At 74.6% G+C, this 17,774-nt stretch carries 15 protein-coding genes and 1 pseudogene; 12 read left to right on the top strand and 4 right to left on the bottom strand.

Translation table 11 applies throughout. The annotated features are described in order from the left end of the window. The first annotated feature begins 100 nt into the window (after nt 1–100). From REH70_RS08140 to REH70_RS08180, 9 genes are all read left to right on the top strand, one after another. Nucleotides 101–1,387, top strand: coding sequence for an extracellular solute-binding protein (locus tag REH70_RS08140; RefSeq protein ID WP_310753637.1), 1,287 nt, complete (start codon nt 101–103; stop codon nt 1,385–1,387). Between the two features lie 128 nt (nt 1,388–1,515). Continuing rightward, complete coding sequence (locus REH70_RS08145) at nt 1,516–2,487, top strand: sugar ABC transporter permease (protein ID WP_310753639.1); 972 nt, start codon at nt 1,516–1,518, stop codon at nt 2,485–2,487. Continuing rightward, a complete protein-coding gene (locus tag REH70_RS08150; protein ID WP_310753641.1) occupies nt 2,484–3,302 on the top strand; it encodes a carbohydrate ABC transporter permease in 819 nt (272 codons plus the stop codon). The genes REH70_RS08145 and REH70_RS08150 overlap by 4 nt, the downstream gene beginning before the upstream one ends. Before the next feature lie 4 nt (nt 3,303–3,306). Beyond that, nucleotides 3,307–4,662, top strand: a complete 1,356-nt coding sequence (locus REH70_RS08155) for a hypothetical protein (RefSeq protein WP_310753643.1) — start codon at nt 3,307–3,309, stop codon at nt 4,660–4,662. Then, complete coding sequence (locus REH70_RS08160) at nt 4,659–5,054, top strand: hypothetical protein (RefSeq protein ID WP_310753645.1); 396 nt, start codon at nt 4,659–4,661, stop codon at nt 5,052–5,054. Before REH70_RS08155 ends, REH70_RS08160 begins: the two co-directional genes overlap by 4 nt. 225 nt (nt 5,055–5,279) lie before the next feature. Beyond that, nucleotides 5,280–7,658 (top strand): EAL domain-containing protein, encoded by a 2,379-nt coding sequence (locus REH70_RS08165; protein WP_310753647.1) that lies wholly within the window; start codon nt 5,280–5,282, stop codon nt 7,656–7,658. Nucleotides 7,659–7,805: 147 nt separating this feature from the next. Further along, on the top strand, nt 7,806–8,021 hold the full coding sequence (locus REH70_RS08170; RefSeq protein ID WP_310753649.1) for a hypothetical protein: 216 nt from the start codon (nt 7,806–7,808) through the stop codon (nt 8,019–8,021). 175 nt (nt 8,022–8,196) lie between these two features. Beyond that, a complete protein-coding gene (locus tag REH70_RS08175; protein ID WP_310753650.1) occupies nt 8,197–8,982 on the top strand; it encodes an MASE1 domain-containing protein in 786 nt (261 codons plus the stop codon). Then, nucleotides 8,925–10,508: an EAL domain-containing protein gene (locus tag REH70_RS08180; RefSeq protein ID WP_310753651.1), complete on the top strand. Its 1,584-nt coding sequence runs from the start codon at nt 8,925–8,927 to the stop codon at nt 10,506–10,508. Before REH70_RS08175 ends, REH70_RS08180 begins: the two co-directional genes overlap by 58 nt. Here the strand turns inward: REH70_RS08180 and REH70_RS08185 are convergent. From REH70_RS08185 to REH70_RS08195, 3 genes are all read right to left on the bottom strand, one after another. Continuing rightward, nucleotides 10,498–11,613, bottom strand: a complete 1,116-nt coding sequence (locus tag REH70_RS08185) for a glycosyltransferase (RefSeq protein WP_310753653.1) — start codon at nt 11,611–11,613, stop codon at nt 10,498–10,500. The genes REH70_RS08180 and REH70_RS08185 overlap by 11 nt on opposite strands. Before the next feature lie 323 nt (nt 11,614–11,936). Further along, entirely contained in the window at nt 11,937–13,346 is a 1,410-nt protein-coding gene (locus tag REH70_RS08190) for a DUF2254 domain-containing protein (protein ID WP_310753654.1), read from the bottom strand. A 49-nt stretch (nt 13,347–13,395) separates the two neighbouring features. After that, nucleotides 13,396–13,920, bottom strand: a complete 525-nt coding sequence (locus REH70_RS08195) for a nitroreductase/quinone reductase family protein (protein WP_310753656.1) — start codon at nt 13,918–13,920, stop codon at nt 13,396–13,398. Nucleotides 13,921–14,147: 227 nt separating this feature from the next. On the opposite strand from REH70_RS08195, the pseudogene REH70_RS08200 reads away from it, so the two are divergent. Further along, a pseudogene (locus REH70_RS08200) lies at nt 14,148–14,906 on the top strand (MFS transporter); the annotation flags it as partial. Nucleotides 14,907–15,288: 382 nt separating this feature from the next. On the opposite strand, the gene REH70_RS08205 reads toward REH70_RS08200, so the two are convergent. Further along, nucleotides 15,289–16,143, bottom strand: coding sequence for a potassium channel family protein (locus tag REH70_RS08205; protein ID WP_310753657.1), 855 nt, complete (start codon nt 16,141–16,143; stop codon nt 15,289–15,291). A gap of 140 nt (nt 16,144–16,283) precedes the next feature. Between REH70_RS08205 and REH70_RS08210 the strand changes: the two genes are divergently transcribed. After that, a complete protein-coding gene (locus REH70_RS08210; RefSeq protein ID WP_310753658.1) occupies nt 16,284–17,039 on the top strand; it encodes a 5-oxoprolinase subunit PxpA in 756 nt (251 codons plus the stop codon). Further along, nucleotides 17,036–17,704 carry a carboxyltransferase domain-containing protein gene (locus REH70_RS08215; protein ID WP_310753659.1) on the top strand — a complete coding sequence of 223 codons (669 nt, stop codon included), beginning with the start codon at nt 17,036–17,038 and terminating at the stop codon, nt 17,702–17,704. Before REH70_RS08210 ends, REH70_RS08215 begins: the two co-directional genes overlap by 4 nt. Nucleotides 17,705–17,774 lie beyond the last annotated feature (70 nt).

Genomic DNA, 17,774 nt, shown 5'->3' on the forward strand with positions numbered 1-17,774 from the left:
ACCGGAAAGCGGTTGCCTCCCCGGGCCCCGCGGACACGGCTCACCGATGAGCGGTACGACGACGAGGTCGCAGCCCTTGCGGCCCGCAGAAGGAGACACCATGTTCACCACCCGATCGCGGCGCGTCACGGCAGCGCTGGCCACCGGAGTCGTGCTGAGCGTCGTCGCCGCGTGCGGCGGCGGAGACGACGGCGGCGCCACGGGCGAGGCCGGCACCGACGAGCCCCTGCAGTTCTTCCTCTCCGGCGACGCCAACCAGGGCGGCGGCTTCGCCGCGATGGCGGAGAAGTACGAGGAGGAGACCGGGGTGACCGTCGAGATCGTCGACATCGCCAACGCCGACCTCCCCACCAAGCTGAAGAACGCCGCCCAGGCGAACGACCTCCCGGCGCTCGCCCGCGTCGGCGGGGTGGACCCCGTCTGGGGAGACCTCACGGTCGACCTCAGCCCGATCCTCGAGGGCAGCGACATCAACGCCGAGCTCGCCGCCGTCGACCCGGACGGCAAGGTGCTGTCGCTGCCGACCGACGTCACCGCCGTGGGCCTGTTCATCAACAAGACGCTCTTCGACGAGGCCGGTGTCGCGTACCCGACCACCGCGGACGACATCTGGACGTGGGACGAGTACGTCGCCGCGGTCAAGGAGGTCCAGGCGGCGACCGGGACCACCTACGGGATGGTCATGGACCGGTCCTCGCACCGCCTCAAGTCGTTCCTGTTCGAGTTCGGCTCGGAGTACTTCCAGGCCAACGAGGACGGCGAGTTCGAGACCGACGAGGAGATGAAGGTCGCGCTCGAGTACTTCAAGAGCCTCAACGACGACTCGTTCATGCCGCGCTCGGTCTGGCTGAGCGACGCGGACGGCAACGCGCTGTTCAAGAGCGGTGACGTCGTGTCGTACTACTCCGGCTCGTGGCAGATCGCCGACTTCGCGGTGAACATCGCCGACTTCGAGTGGGCTCCCGTCCGGCTGCCGATGCAGCCGGTGCGGGCCGCGAACTACGGCAACGCCGCCAACGTCGTCGTCTTCGAGGGCGACCAGCAGGACGCCGCCGTCGACTTCGTCGAGTGGATGTACGAGCCGGAGAACTACCGCGAGCTCGCGGAGACGTCGAGCTTCCTGCCGGCGATCGAGGGCCTCGAGGTCACGTACGCCACCGACCCCGAGGCGTTCGAGCTGTACAACGAGGAGATCGCCGCCTCGGACCCGATCGTCAAGGAGATCAAGCGGCGCGACCTCGCGTACGAGGTCGCCGGCCTGGCCACCGACGGCGACCCGGTCCGCGACGAGGTCGTGAAGTACCTCAACGACGAGCAGGACGTCGACACCACCATCGACAACATCAACGCCCAGCTCACCGACCAGCTCGGCGCACTGCCGGAGTGACCCGGAGCGCGTGGTGCGGTCGGGAGCACCGGCCGCACCACGCGCACCGCCTCGCCCGTCCCCCCGCTCGTCCCCTCGCCCGGACGCCCACGTCCGGACGTCGACCCGATCCGTCCGACGTGACGGCAGTGAAGGGCATCACCATGGCCGCACTCTCGACGCCCACGCAGGCGTCGGCCGGGGCGCCGACGTCCGGGGCACCGGTCCCGCGCGCCGGCCGCCGCCGCCGCGGGAACCCGTCCCACCGGCTGGCGCCGCTGCTGTTCATCTCGGCCGCCGTCGTCCTGTTCTGCCTGTTCTTCCTGTGGCCGGGCGCCCTGGGCCTCGTCTACTCCTTCACCGACTACCGCGGCGTCGGCGACATGGAGTTCATCGGCCTCGAGAACTACACCGAGCTCTTCGCCGACGAGGCGTTCTACGCGGCCCTGACCCGCACCGCCCTCTACACGCTGCTCGCCGTCCCCGCGCACTACGTCGTCGCGCTCGCGCTGGCGGTCCTGCTCGTCAACACCGCGGCGAAGGGCAAGAACGCGGCCCGCATCATCTTCTTCCTGCCCTGGCTGATCTCGCCGATCGTCGCCGGGGTCATCTGGCGCTGGCTCTTCGGGGAGAACTTCGGCTTCGTCAACTTCCTCATCGGCCAGCTCGGCGCCGACCCGGTGCCGTGGCAGACGGACGGCACCTTGGGGCTGCTCGTGATCCTGGTCGCCGGGACATGGGGCGGCACCGCGTTCAACCTGCTGCTGTTCATCGCGGCGATCCGCAACATCCCGCGGTCCTACCTCGAGGCCGCCGAGCTCGACGGGGCGAGCCCGACGCAGCGGTTCTTCCGGATCACCCTGCCGCTGCTGGGCCCGACGTCGTTCATGGTCATCCTGCTGTCGACCATCGGGTCCATGAAGGAGTTCGCGCTCATCCAGGCGCTCAACGACGGCGGCCCGGGCACCGAGAACATGCTGATCGTCCAGTACATCTACCGGACCGGCTTCGAACGAGCGGACATCGGCTACGCCAGCGCCGCCTCGATGGTGCTCATGGTCGTGCTCATCGTCATCGCCGTGATCCAGCTCCGCTTCGACCGGAAGAGTGCCCTGTCATGAGGTCCCTGCGCTGGGCGCCGATGACGATCGTCCTGTGGGTGGTCGCGGCGCTGTACCTGTTCCCGCTGCTGTGGTTCTTCCTCAGCTCGTTCAAGCCGGGCTCCGAGCTGTTCAGCCTCCCGCTGTCGATCCTGCCCGAGAGGTGGACCCTGTCGGGCTACACCACGGCGTGGACGCGGTTCGACTTCCAGCGGTACTTCGTCAACACGACCATCGTCGCGGTGGTCACCACCGTCTTCACGGTGATCGTGAGCGCCGCGACGGGGTACGCGTTCGCGAAGTACAAGGCCTGGTGGCTCAAGGGCTTCTTCATCTGCATCCTCGCCACCACGATGCTGCCGACCGAGGTCATCATGCCCTCGTCGTTCGCGGTCGTCCGCGACCTCGGCCTCTACGACACCCTGGCCGGCATCATCGTGCCGTCCATCGTCACCGCGACCGGCATCTTCATGTTCCGGCAGTACTTCTCGACCATCCCGGACGAGCTCATGGAGGCGGCGCGCATCGACGGGGTCGGCGAGTTCGGGCTCTTCTGGCGGATCATGCTCCCGCTGGCCAAGCCGATCATGGTCGTGCTCGCGATCTTCTCGTTCCAGTGGCGCTGGAACGACTACATCTGGCCGCTGCTCATCCTCCGGGACCCGGACCGCTACACCCTGCAGGTGGCGCTGCGCAGCATCGTCGGCGCGGACAACATCGACTGGTCGGTCCTGCTCTCGGCCTCCATCATCTCGCTCATCCCGATGCTCGTCCTGTTCGCGATCTTCCAGCGGCAGATCATGAGCGCGGACATCAACTCGGGCCTCAAGGACTGACGGCGTGCGGACGACGGACACCACCCGCGGTACCACCACGAGCGGTACCACCACGATCGACGGGGCGGTCGACACCACGGCGGTCACCGGCCTCGTCGCCGCGGCGGACGCGGAGGTCGAGGGGCTGCTCTCCGGCAGGCTCGAGGTCGGCTACCGCGCCCGCGGCCACCGTGGGCTCATGGCGATGGTCAAGGCCGCCGTGGTCGTCGTGCTCCACCCGGCCTCGACCCGGTGCGGCGACCCCGCAGCGGTCGAGCGGGCGGGGCGGTGGCTCGGCGACCTGGAGGCGCTCCAGGCGCCCAGTGGTCTCTTCTCCAGCGGCGACAACCTCGCCTCACCGCCCGACTCCGCGTTCACCATCGCCGACGTCGCGATCGTCACCGACCTCCTGCGCCGGCACGACGGCCGGGGTCTGGACGCCCTGGAGGCGCGGCTCACCCGCGTGCTGGCATCCGCCGCCGGGGCCCTGGCCACCGGCGGCGTCCACACCCCCAACCACCGGTGGGAGCTCGCGGGCGCCCTGGCGCGCACCGGCACCCTCCTCGGGGACGACGCCCTGCTGGACCGGGCACGGGCCTGGCTCGCCGAGGGCGTCGACGTCGACGACGACGGCCTGTACAGCGAGCGCAGCCCGAACTACGCCGCGCACGTGTCGAACCCGTCGCTCACCGCCCTCGGCGGGCTCGTGGGCCGGCCGGACCTCCACGACGTGGTGCACCGCGACCTGCACGCGCAGCTCGACCTCACCGATCCGGCTGGTGCGGTCGAGACGGTCCACTCGCGGCGGCAGGACCAGAACGCCCCGTTCCCGCTGGGCCCGTTCCTGGGGCAGCTGCGGTGGGCCGCGCTGCGGTTCCACTGCGCGCGGTGCGCGTCCGGTGCCGCCCGTGCCGCGACGTCGCCGGGCGTCGACCCGGTCGACGTGCTCGCCCAGCAGCTGCTCGACCCCATCCTGGCCGCAGCGCTGCCCCCGCACACCGCCGCCGACGACGTCCCGCCGGTGCGCCGGCACTTCGCCTCGGCGGGGCTGCTCGTGGACCGCCGGCCGACGACCGGGTCGCGGTTCGTCGTCTACGGCGGCTCGGACGTGCCCGCGCTCGGGCGCATCGCCTCGGGGCTCGCCTGCAACCCGACCTTCCTGCGCGCCGCGCTGGGCGGTCCGGCGGTCGAGTCCGTCCGGCTGTCGCGCGACTTCTTCGGCCTCGGCCCGTTCCGTGCCTCGACGATGTCGGTGGCCGGCGACCGGGTGCGGCTGGCCGAGGAGGTCAGCGCGTCCTACTACCAGCCGCTCGAGGCGTCGTCCCGCACCGGGGAGCGGGGTGGACGCTCGAGCACGAGGGCCGGTTCGCCGCGGCGATGAGCTTCTCCCGGCGCGAGCGCGACGTCGTGACGCTCCGCACCGACGTCACCGTGGACCTGCACGACGACGGGGTCGACCTCACGGTGACCACCGACGGCCCCGCCACCGGGCACGCGCTCGAGCTCGCGCTGGCTCCGGGTGGGCAGATCAGCGGTGCCCGCGACCTGGGCGACGGCCGGTTCGAGCTCGCGGACGGCGAGGCGCGGTACACCCGCGACGGCCGGACGCTCGTGGTGGGGCCGGGGTTCGGCTCCGGGCTGGACCGGCCCGCCGTCTACCGGCCGGGGGAGGCGTACACGTTCCTGGGCGGCACCGACGCGCTGGGCGGCACCCGGCTGTACGTCACGTGGCGCTCTCCCGGCACGGTGACGGTGCGGCTGCGCCTCGGCTGACGCTCCGCCGGCACCCCGGCCGGCACGCGGCAGGCACCCCGGCCGGCACGCGGCCGGCACGCGGCAGGCACCCGGCAGGCACCCGGCAGGAACGCGGCAGGCACGGACCGGTCCGCCCCGTCGGACCGCGGCGTCACCCGATCGCCTCCTCTCGCGCGGGTGCGGGCAGCCGATGGGCACCGGTGAGACCGGGATGCCGGTCGCCCGACGACAGGACGGACGCCCGTGTTCACCGCAGCCGAGGTCCGTGACGCCGTCGGGCACCCCGACCGGGTGTCCGCTGTCGAGGCGCTCGAGCGGGACCTGGCGGCACTGCGCCGGGAGATGGCGCCGCTCGCGCGCCTCGCGGCGGCCGTCAGCGGGGCCGCGGTCGGCGCCGTCACGCTCGTGACACCGGGGCGCGTGCTCGTCGTCACCTCCGTCGACCCCGCGCGCGAGGTGGAGCACACGGTCCCCGACGAGGTCTCCGCCTGCGCGCACGTGGTCACGGCGGGTCACCCGCTGCACGTGTCGGACTGCCGCGCGGTCGGGCGGCTCGCCGCGCACCCGTCCGTCGTCGCCGGCAGGACCCGCTTCTACGCCGGCGCACCACTGCTGAGCCCCGACGGCGTCGTCCTCGGTGCGGTGTGCGTCTCCGACCCCGAGCCGCGCGGCGTCGCCGACGACGCGCTGCTCGCGGCGCTCGCCGACCTCGCGGACCAGGCCTCCGGCCACCTGCGGCACCGGCGCCACCGGCTCGAGCAGCAGGCGCAGCGCGACGTGCTCGAGGCGGTGGCCTCCGGCGCCCCGCTGACCGACGTGCTCGACCGCCTCGCCCGCAACGTCGAGCGCGTGGTCGCGCCCGGGCTGCTGTGCTCGGTGCTGCTGCTCGACGACGACGGCGTGACGCTGCGCGACGGCGCGGCTCCCAGCCTGCCCGCCGCGTACCGGGCCGCGATCGACGGCCTGCGGGCCGGGGAGGGTGTCGGGTCGTGCGGGACCGCCGTGCACCGGCGCGAGGAGGTCGTCGTCACCGACATCGCCAGCGACCCCAAGTGGGTGGCGTTCCGCGACCTGGCACGGGAGCACGGGCTGACGTCGTGCGTGTCGTCGCCGGTCATCGGCAGCGACGGCACCGTCCTGGGCACGTTCGCCGTCTACCGGCGGGGTCCGGGCCAGCACGTGCACGAGGGCGACCGGGTGAGCCTCGCCGCGTTCCGCGACCTCACCCGGGTCGCGATCGAGCGGCACCGGTCCCGGGTCGCGCTGACCCGCCTCGCCACCCGGGACACCGTCACCGGGCTGCACAACCGCGCCGCGTTCCTGGACGCCGCGGCCCGTGTGCTGGCCGAGTCCGCGGGACCCGGTCGCACGCACGCGGTGCTGTTCTGCGACCTCGACCGCTTCAAGATGGTCAACGACTCCCTGGGCCACGCGGCCGGCGACGACGTGCTCGTCGCCGTGGCCGACGCCCTGCGCTCGGCCGTCCCGCCGGGGGCGGTCGTGTGCCGCTTCGCCGGCGACGCCTTCACCGTCGTGCTCGCGGACGTCGCACCCGACGACGCGGTCGCGGTGGCCGACCACGCGGCGCGGCTCACCGCCACCCCGCTGCGCATCCCGGGCCACACCGTCGAGCTGTCCATGAGCATCGGGTTGGCGACGACGACGCTCAGCGGCACCGACGACCTCAACGCCCTGCTGCGGGACGCCGACCTCGCCATGCACGACGCGAAGCAGGCCGGTCGCGCCCGCGTGCGCGTGTGCGATGCCACGCTCCAGGCCGCGGCGGCGACCGAGCTCGAGACCAGCCTGGCCCTGCGCCGGGCGATCGGCACCGACGAGCTCACCCTGACCTTCCAGCCCGAGGTCGACGCGCGCACCGGGGGCGTCATCGGGTTCGAGGCGCTCCTGCGGTGGACGCGGCCGGGTCTCGGACCGGTGCCTCCGGCGCACTTCGTCCCGATCGCGGAGCGCACCGGTCTCATCGTCGAGCTGGGCGCCGACGTGCTGCTCGGCGCGTGCCGACAGCTGGCCGAGTGGCGTGAGCGGCACCCCGCCGCTCGCACGCTCACGCTGTGGGTCAACGTCTCCGCTCACCAGCTCGCCGCACCCGGCTTCGTCCGGACGGTCACCGACGCGCTCGCGGCCACCGGGGTCCCCGGGGCAGCCGTCGGCCTGGAGGTCACGGAGTCGGCGGTCATGGCGGACCCGGACGCCGCGCGGGCGACGCTGACGAGCATCCGGGCGCTCGGCGTCCGGATCGCGCTGGACGACTTCGGCACCGGCTACTCGAGCCTGTCCATGCTCAAGACCCTGCCCGTGGACGTCCTGAAGATCGACCGGTCCTTCATCAGCGGCCTCGGCGAGGACCCCAGCGACACCCGCATCGTGGCCGCGGTCATCTCCATGGCGCAGGCGCTCGGGCTCACCGTCGTCGCCGAGGGGGTGGAGACCCAGCGCCAGCGCGACGAGCTGCAGACGCTCGGCTGCGAGGCGGCGCAGGGCTACCTGTTCGGCCGCCCGGCGCCCGCGGCCCATGTCGGGAGCGTGCTGACCGCGATGGGATCCCTGCCGAGGCCACGGCCGCCGCTGCGTCCGGCCCCCGTTGCAGCCCTCGGACGCTGACGAGAAGGTGGTGGACGAGCGGCGACGTCGCTCCGCCCGTGGTCCGTTCCCCCGGCCCCACGGCCTGTCGGCCCGGCCGGCGAGGCCGGTAGGGCCGGTGCGGCCGGTCGACCCGCGGGCGCCAGCACCACAGGGAGATGCCACGCGATGAACATCGACAAGAGCCAGATCCTCGACCTGCTGAAGTCCCAGGGAAAGGACGACAAGGCCGCCCAGGCGGACCGGGAGCTTCCGGGCCAGGTGGACACCGACGACAGCGGCCACCAGGATCTGCTGAGCAGGCTTGGGATCGACGTGGGGAGCCTGCTCGGCGGCCTGGGCGGCGGCCTCGGTGGCGGGCTGGGCAAGAAGCTCGGTCTCTGAGCTGCCCTCCGCGCCGTCGGGCACGACGCCCGGCGGCACGGACGGCGCCGGTGCGCGGCCCGGGTGAGCCGTCCCGGTGCGGCCCCGGCGCCGCCCCGGCCGACCGCTCAAGTCCGCGGTCCGGCGTGCCGATGTGGAGGCGACCACCCTCCGCGCCCCGACCGAACGGACCCTCGTGACCACTCCCGGCCCAACGCGTCCGCTGGCGGTCCCCGGCCCGACGCGCGCACCGGCCGACGCCGCACCCACCCGTGGGCTGCTCACGCGGTGGTGGTCGGGTCCCGCCGTCCTCGCCGTGGCGTTCGCCGGCTATCTCGCCGCGGCGCAGGTCGTCTTCCTCCTGCGGGACCCGGTGTCCAGCGGCGCCGCCCTGTGGCCGGCGGCCGGGCTCACGGTCGCCGCGCTGCTGCTGCTCCCGCCCCGCCTGTGGGTCTGGGCGCTGGCCGGTGTCGCCGTCGCGGAGGCCGGCGGTGACCTGCTCCACGGCTACGCCCTGGCCCCGAGCCTGGTGTGGGCGCTCGCCAACTGCGTCGAGCCGCTCATCGGCGCGATGCTCTTCCGGCGGTTCGGGAACCGTGACGCCGCCCTCGCCCCGGTGCGCCAGCTCGTGCTGTTCCTGACCCTCGCGGGCGGCGTCGCCCCCGCGGTCGGCGCCACGATCGGCACCGCGGGCAGCGTGCTCCTCGTCGGTGAGCTGACGTGGTGGGAGGTCTGGCCGGAGTACGCGGTGGGGGACGCGCTGGGCGTGCTCGTCGTCGCCCCGGTGGTGCTCGCCGGCCGCGTCCGCGGGCCACGACGGTCCGCGGCCGAGGTGGCGACGCTGTGCCTGGGTGCGGGCGTGGTCGCGGTGCTGGTGTTCCCCCGCCGGGTCTCGAGTGGGCGCAGGTGCCGACCGTCGTCGTGGTGCCCTTCTTCATGTGGGCGGCGCTGCGCTTCGGCCTGCGCGGCGTCGCGTGGTTGACGCTGGGGGTCACGCTCGTCGCCAACGGGCTGCACACCGCGGCCCTGGTCCACGCACCGGCGCAGGTCGACGACGAGCTGACCGCACTGCAGCTGTTCCTCGCCGTCACGGTGTCCTCCGCGCTCATGACCGCGGTGGTCGTCGGTGAGCTCACCGACCGACGTGAGCTGGACCGTGTGCTGCGCCGGGAGGCGACGCACGACCACCTCACGGGACTGCCGAACCGCGCGGGGCTGCGGGCCGAGATGAGCACCGCGCTCGGGAGCGACGCGGCGGCGCCCGACCGCACCGCGCTCCTCGTGTGCGACATCGACCACCTCAAAACCGTCAACGACACGATCGGCCACGCGGCGGGGGACCAGCTCATCGTGACGGTCGGTCACCGGATCCGTGGGGCCGTGCGCGAGGACGACATCGTCGCCCGCATCAGCGGTGACGAGTTCGTCGTGCTGCTGACCGACGTCGACGTGGCCGAGGCAGGTGCCCTCGCCCAGCGTGTGGTGGACGCCGTCGCGCCGTCCCTGTCGCTCGACACGCACCAGCGCATCTCGCCGTCCCTGTCGGTCGGGCTGGCGATGGGAGCGCCGGACGCCGACGCCGACGAGGTGTTCAACGGGGCCGACGCGGCACTCCTGGAGGCCAAGGTCCTCGGGCGCGGCCGGGTGGTGCACTTCGACGACGCGCTGCGGACCCGCGTCGTGGAACGTCGCCGCATCGAGGCCGACCTGCCCGCCGCGCTCGACGGCGGACAGATCCGGTGCGTGTTCCAGCCCGAGGTCGTCGTCGCGACCGGCGCGCTGTTCGGGCTGGAGGCCCTCGCGCGCTGGCACCACCCGGAGCGCGGGCTCATCGGACCCGACCGGTTCGTCCCCGCGGTGGAGGCCACCGGACTCGCCGGTCGGCTGTTCGACACGGTCCTCGGCCGCACGCTCACCGCGCAGCACCACTGGGCGACGTCACTCGGGTCCCTGCCGTCCGTCGCCGTCAACGTGTCACCGGTGCAGCTGCGCGACCCCCGGCTCGTGCACACCGTGGGCGCGGCGCTCGACCGCGCCGGCACGCCGGCGGACACCCTGTGGCTCGAGCTGACCGAGACCACCGGCGCCGACCGGGACTCGTTCGCGGTGCTGCGCGACCTGCGTGCGCTCGGGGTCCGACTGGCGCTGGACGACTTCGGGGCGGGCTGGTCCTCCATGTCGCGCCTCGCCCACTTCCCGTGGGACCTCGTCAAGCTCGACCGATCGTTCATCACCCCGCTCGGGGTGGAGGCGGGATCCGAGCACGTCGTCCGGGCCATGATCGAGATGGCGCACGCGATGGGCATGCTCACCGTCGCCGAGGGCGTCGAGACGCCGGCCCAGCTGGGCGTCCTCGCGGACCTGGGGTGCGACGTGGTGCAGGGGTACCTGTTCAGCCGTCCGGTGCCCGCCCGCGACGTCCCGGCGTTTGCCGGTCCGGACGGTCTGTGGACCGGCTACCCCACGAACGTCCGCCCGACGCCCCCGGTCGCCGCCGTCACCGGCTGACGACGACGTCCGCGAGCACACCCAGGACGCCGTCGGCGGTCCGGCCGACGTCGAGGTGGGCGGCGGCCCACGGCTGCGCCCGGGCGGCGATCCCGCGCAGCACCTCGGGCCGGCGCAGGTGACGCCCGATGGCGTCCGCGAGCGCGGCGACGTCGTCCACGGGCACGAGCGCGCCGCGGGACCCGTCACCCAGCAGGAGCCGCGGCCCCGACACGCAGTCCGCCGCGACGGCCGGCGTCCCGACGACGAGGGCCTCGGCGAGCGTCTGACCGAACCCCTCCCAGCGGCTCGGCAGGCAGTACAGGTCGGCCCGGGCCACCGTCGCGACCGGGTCGGCGACGAACCCGGGCATGGTCACGCTGTCGGCGACGCCCAGCTCGGCGGCGAGCCGGGTCAGCTCGGCGCGGTCCGGCCCCTCGCCGAGCAGGACCAGCCGGTGCGGCAGACCCGACGTGACGACCCGGGCGTGGGCCCGCACCAGCACGTCGAAGCCCTTCTGCCGGCACAGCCGGCCCACGCCGACGACGACCGGACCGGTGCCGGGCACCTCGACCGACGGTGACGCGGCCGCGGCGGCGCGGATCGCCGCGACGTCCACCCCGTTGCGCACGACCGTGACCCGCTCGGGGGAGACACCCATCGCGACCGTCGGCTCCACGAGCCCGGGGGTGATGCACACGACGCGGTCGGCGGTGCGCAGCGCCCACCGCATCGGTCCCTGCAGGCGGCGCGCCACGTACTGCTCGAGCGCGGCCCGTGGCTCCGAGCGCACCATGACGACGCAGGGCCGCCGGGCGATCAGCGCGGCCACGCGCCCCACCAGCAGGCCCCAGCCGATCTCCCTCCCCACGAGGACGACGTCGGTGCGGCGTGCCAGCACCACGAGGCGCATCAGCCCGCCGAGCAGTGCCCAGCGCAGGCGCGGCTCGCGCGCACCCCACGGGTGGACCGGCTCGACGCCGGGCGGTACCGGTGCACCCGCGTCCGCGCCCGGACGCTGCAGCGCCAGCACGCGCACCGCGACCCCCGCAGCCGACCAGCGATGGGCCAGCCGCAGGTTGGAGCGGCTCGCGCCGTCCTCGGCGAGCCGGTGCTCGACCAGCACGACCGAGATCCGTCCTGCCGGCCGGGCGGGGTCGGCAGGGGCGGGGAGCCGGACAGGTGGGGCACCTCGGGCACCTCAGGGGCGCGGGGCTCGGAGGCCGTGGGGACGCGGGGCGCGGCGGGGGACGGAGCGCGGTGGACGAGCACGGGGACTCCTGAGGTCGTGGGCCGGTCCACCGGGACGCTAGGCAGGCGGGGTGACCCCACGGCGGCGCACGGGTGAACACGGTGCGACGGGCGGGCGTCCCTTCGCGGGCGCGCTGCGGCGACGACGGGTCGCGAGGCGGCGAGGTGCTCGTCCGGGCACCGCCGCGACGGGGTGGGTCAGCCGGGGCGCACCGCACGCAGCACCCGGACGGCGTGCTCGTCGTACCGGCGCGTGTCGTGGTCGTGGTGGCCGGCGCCCTGGAAGGCGTCGCGCAGCAACCCGACCTGGACCGCCATCCGGTCGCGCAGCTCGGCCGTCCGGGCGTGTGCGGTGACCTGCTCCACGAGGTCCAGCGTCGCGTGCATCACCGTCGGCGACGACGCCGCGTACCACCGCATGTGGTCGACGACCGTGCTGATGAGCTCGACGGGGTCGGGACGCGGTGCGTGCACGCGCAGGGCGCCGTCGGGGCCCACGCGGTCCGGTGACGGCAGGTCACGGGAGGCCAGCGCGGTCAGGCCGGCGGCGAGGTCGTGCAGCGCGTTGACGGCCGTGTACGGGTCGTTCGTCCCGGGGGAGAGCGCGCGGACCGCCATCTCGGTGAGCTGCTGGATCGCGAACTCGACGTCCTGCACGGGGCTGCGCTCGTCCGCGACGGACACCGCCTGCCGGACGCCCGCGACGACCTCGTCGTGCGCACGGGCGGACGGGTGGACGACGGCGATCACGTCACCGGCGCACACGTACCGTCCGGGCCGGGTGCGCAGCACCAGCAGGACGTCGGCGTCGCACGCCGCCGCCATGAGGTCGTCGTCGCGGACGTGGTGCACGTACCCGGTCACCTCGGTCGTCACCGCGAACCCCTGCGCATCGGGGTGCTCGGGCAGCCCGGCCCGCAAGCGCGGCGTGGCGGCGTCGCCGTCGGCCGGGTCGTCGTCGGCCGCGTCGTCGACCGCGCCGTCGTCCGCGGCGGCGCCGCGGTCCGCGCGGGCGTCCCGGCCGACGTCGGCCGGGTACATGCGGTCGACCACGAGGGCCAGGTCGTCGCGCACCTCGCGCGCCAGGGTGGAGACCTGGATCGAGTCGGTGATGTGGTGGATGAAGTAGACGAGCACGGCGACGTTCGCCAGGGCCAGGACGACGGCGGCGTTCACCGCGAGGTGCGGGACGAACACGTCGGCCTCGGGGTCGCCCGGGTCCCCGATGGCGCGGATCGACCGGAGCACGAGCACGCTGTACAGGAAGGTCGAGACGTACACGCCCAGGACGGTCTGGTTCCCGCGGTCCGCCATGAAGTTGCGGACGAGGCGTGGCCCGTAGCTGGAGGAGGTCAGCGCGAGCACCGCCATGGTGATGGAGAACGTCGTCCCGGCCACCGCGAGGCTCGACGTCGCGATGGCGCCGAGGATGTCCCGGCTTCCGCTCTCGCCGACGCGGTAGAGCACCGCGCGTACCCAGCCGGGCACGTCGCCGACGCCGACGTGCTCGTCGATCACGACGAGACCCTCGGCGAGCACGAGCGCGGCCAGGCACAGCAGGGCCGGGACGAACCAGAAGCGCTCCCGGAGCCGGTCGACGATGGTCACCCGGCGAGCCTGCCACTGCGAGGCCGCGCCCGGGCGCGGATGACCGCCGTCATCGCGGGGCGTGCCCGCGAGCCCGGCGACCCGCGCTAGAGGTCGACGCGCTCGTTCTCCCCGCCGGAGTAGCGCTCCCCGGTCGCCTTCGCCTTGACGAAGCTGATGAGCGTCGCGACCCGGCCGCCGGGGAGTCCCAGTACTCGGCGGACGTCGCCTCGACGTGCAGCAGGGCGACGCCCGGCGACTCCGGCTCGGCGTCGCCGAACCACGCCTCGACGCCGGCGTTCCACAGCTCGCGCTTCTTGGCGTCGTCGCGCACGACCCGCGCGGTGCCGGTGAGCGACACCCAGCTCGCGCCGGATCCGACGGTCACGTTGACCTGCGGGTCGGCGGCGACGTGCGTGAGCTTGCGCGCGTCGGCCTCGCTGAAGAACCACAGGTCGCCGTCGAACTCGACCTCCTGCAGCGCCATGGGGCGGCTCGTCAGGGTGCCGTCGAGGGCGCGCGTGGTGAGCATCGCGATCCGCTGACCCTCCAGCAGCTCGGCGACCTTGCGGGTCTGGTCCTGGTCGGCGCTCATCCGTGCCACTCCTGTCGTCCGGGGATCGGGGTGGCCATCGTCACCCCGACGCCGGCCGTCCGCGACCCGGTGCGGACGCCGGGACCGGCCCCCGCCACGGCCACCTAGAGTGGCGCGGTGCCCGGGTCGACCTCCATCGCGTCGTCCCGCCGCATCGTCTGGCCCGTCGTCCTCGGCGTCCTGCTCACCGCCCTGAGCCTGCGCGGCCCGATCGTCGCGCCGCCCCCGTGATCGGCGACATCCGCGCCGACCTCGGGATCTCCGCCGCGGTCGCCGGCCTGCTCACCGGCATCCCGGTGCTCTGCTTCGCCCTGGCGACGCCCCTGGCCACCCGGGTGATCCGCCGCGCCGGTGCCGAGACCGCGGTGCTGGTGTGCCTGCTCGGGGTGCTGCTCGGCACCCTGGTCCGGTCGGCCGGACCGACATCGGTCGTGCTCGCCGGCACCGTGCTCATCGGCGTCGCCGTGACGATCGGCAACATCGTGGTGCCCGTCCTCATCCGGCGCGACGTCCCGCCGCGACGGGTCGGTGCGGTCACCGCGGCGTACTCCGCGGCCCTCAACATCGGGTCCATGATCACGTCGATCGGCACGGCGCCGCTCGCGCAGGTGCTGGGCTGGCGCGGCGCGCTCGCGGCATGGGGTCTCCTGGCGGTCCTGGCCGCGGCGTTCTGGGCGGCGGTGACACGCGGCGCCGGGCGGGCGCACCGCGCCCGGGCCGGCGTGCCGACGCCGCACGTCGCGCCCTCGCGCGAGGTGTCCCGCATCGGGTGGCTGGTCATGATCGCGTTCTGCGGGCAGTCGTTCGCCTACTACGCCGTGACCGCGTGGCTGCCGAGCCTGCTCACCGAGGAGCGCGGGCTCGATGCGGCGTCGTCGGGCGCGGTCGCCTCGCTGTTCCAGGTCTCCGCCGTCGTCGGCGCCTTCGCCGTGCCCGCTCTCGCGGTCCGTGCGCCGGCGTGGGTGCCGGTGGCTCTCATCGGCGCCCTGTGGTGCGCGCTGCCGATCGGCCTGCTGCTCGCGCCGGGTGCCGCCACGACCTGGTCGGTCATCGGTGGGGTCGCCCAGGGCGGCGGGTTCACCGCGCTGTTCTCCATCGTGGCGCGCGTGGCCGGGTCCGACCGCGAGACGGCGACCCTGTCGGCGCGCGTCCAGACCGGGGGCTACCTCGCCGCGACCACCGGCCCCCTGGTCGCCGGTGGCCTGCACGCCACGACGGGGACCTGGGCCGCGCCCATGCTCGCCGTCCTGGCGGCGACCGTGACGTTCACGGTCGCCGGCCTGCTCGCCGCCGTCCGGGCGGGGCACGGACACGGACATGGACATGGGCACGGGTACCCGACGACGCCGGGGGAGGGGACGGCGCGGCTCAGTCGGGGCCGAACCCCTGGTCCCGCGCGTAGCGATCCAGCACCTGCGCGCGGGGACCCGAGGCCACGAAGCGCTCACCGAGGAGCGCGGCGTAGTCGTCCAGGGCGACGTCCAGCATCCGGGCGGCGGCGCGCCGGTCCGGGTCGTCGCTGCCCCGTGCCCGCCGCGCGAGGTCCGCGGCGTGCGGCAGCGCGAGCGCGAGCGCCGAGGTCTCGTCGCGCTCGTGGAAGTAGTACGTCGAGGCCGACTGCCCGAGGTCGACGTGCGTGCGGGCCAGGTCGCGCGCGAGGCCGTCCAGGAGCTCCACCGAGGGGACGGTCGCGGTCTCCTCGGTCCCACGGCGGTGGGCGGACAGCAGGCGCGCGAGAGAGCGGCGTCGCCCCAGGATCTGCTGGGTCTGCAGGACCCAGGACAGTGCCGCGGTGAGCAGCGCGAAGCCCACGAGCCCCTGGCCGGCGGTGACCATCCGCAGCCAGCCGTCCCGGGCGACGACGTCCCCGAAGCCGAGCGTCCCGGTCACCACCGTGGAGAGGTACACCGCGTCGAGCAGGTCGCTCCGCGCCCCGGGCGCCAGGCCCGGGGAGAAGGCGAACCCGGAGTCCATGCGGGGCCAGTACACGAGCGCGAACCCGGTGATGACGAGCACCGTCCACACCACCACGACGCCGACCAGCAGCAGCGGGCCGGCGAGCTCACGTCCTCGTCGTCCCATCCGGCCACCGGCCCGCCAGAGCAGCCGGCTCAGCACCCTGCTCGTCGTGCCCTCGCCCGAGGGGTGCCACAGCGTGTGGAAGGCGTCGCGCAGCGTCAGCGCGACCAGCAGCGCGCCGAGGAGCGTCGGGATCCAGGTCACCGGGCCTGCCTACCATGACCCTGAGGGGCGGCGCGTGGGCGAGGCGGGGCTGCGACCACGCACCGATCGGTCCCCGCCGCCCGTCCCCGCCGCCCGTCCCCAGCACCCGTCCCGCTGCCCGTCCCGCCAGGAGCCGCCGCGTGCAGATCGACCTGAACAGCGACGTCGGCGAGTCCTTCGGCGCCTGGACCATGGGCGACGACGCGGCGGTGATCCCGCTGGTGTCGAGCGCGAACGTCGCGTGCGGCTTCCACGCGGGGGACCCGCTCACGATGCAGCGGACCTGCGCCGCCGCGGCAGCGGCCGGGGTGAGCGTCGGCGCGCACGTCGGGTACCGCGACCTCGCCGGCTTCGGGCGCCGCTTCGTCGACGTCGCCCCGGCCGAGCTCACGGCCGACGTCGTCCACCAGATCGGCGCGCTCGCCGCGCTCGCGCGGACCGCGGGCACCGGCGTCCGCTACGTCAAGCCGCACGGGGCCCTGTACAACGCGATCGTCCACCACCGCGAGCAGGCGCGGGCGGTCGTGCGCGCGGTGGTCGACGTCGACCCCGGTCTGCCGATCGTCGTCCTGCCCGGCAGCGTCGTCGCCGCGGAGGCGCACGCCGCCGGGCTGCGCACCGTCACCGAGGCCTTCGCCGACCGTGCCTACGCGGCCGACGGCACGCTCGTCCCGCGCGGCGCGCCGGGCGCCGTCCTGCACGACCCCGAGACCGTCGCGGCCCGCGTCGTCCGGATGGCCGTCGACCGCACGGTCGTCACCGTCGACGGCGACGTCCTGGGCGTCGACGCCGAGAGCGTGTGCGTGCACGGTGACACCCCCGGGGCGGTCGCGATCGCGACCGCCGTCCGCGCCGCACTGGCCGGTGCGGGTGTGCGCGTGGCGAGCTTCGTGTGAGCGCACCGACCCGCACCTCACGGGTGGGACGCGCGGTGCACCCGGTCGGTGGCCGAGCCCTGCTCGTCGAGTGCCGTGACGGCGCCGAGGTGCGAGGGCTGCGTGCCGCGCTCGACGTCGACCCGCCGACCGGGCTGGGCGAGATGCAGCCCGGTGCCCGGACCCTGCTGGTCCACCTCACGCCGGCCGCCGCGGCCGACCCACGCCTCGCCGACCGGCTCGCGGGCGTGCTCGCCGAGCTGCCGGCGCTTCCCGAGGCGGACCACCCGACCACGGGCGACGTCGTCGTCATCGAGACCGTCTACGACGGCGCGGACCTCGCCGACGTCGCCGCGGCACTGGGGACGTCCCCCGCGGCCGTGGTCGCGGCCCACACCGAGCGGTCGTGGACGGCGTCGTTCGTGGGGTTCGCGCCCGGGTTCGCCTACCTCGAGCCCGACGGCGACCCGCTCGACGTCCCCCGGCGCGCCACGCCGCGCACCGCGGTCCCGGCCGGTTCGGTCGCGCTGGCCGGACCGTACTCGGCGGTCTACCCGCGCCGGTCACCCGGGGGTGGCAGCTCGTCGGGCGGACCGCGGCCGTGCTGTGGGACCTCGCGCGGCCCGAGCCCGCGCTGGTCCCGGCCGGGACGCGGGTGCGGTTCCGCGCGGTCCGCGAGGTCGTGACGGGGGCCCCCGCCCGGTCGGGGTCACCGGTGCCGGACGCCTCGCCCGGTGCGCCGTCGCTCGAGGTGGT

Source organism: Cellulomonas sp. ATA003 (genome assembly GCF_031582905.1).
Lineage (GTDB): Bacteria > Actinomycetota > Actinomycetes > Actinomycetales > Cellulomonadaceae > Pengzhenrongella.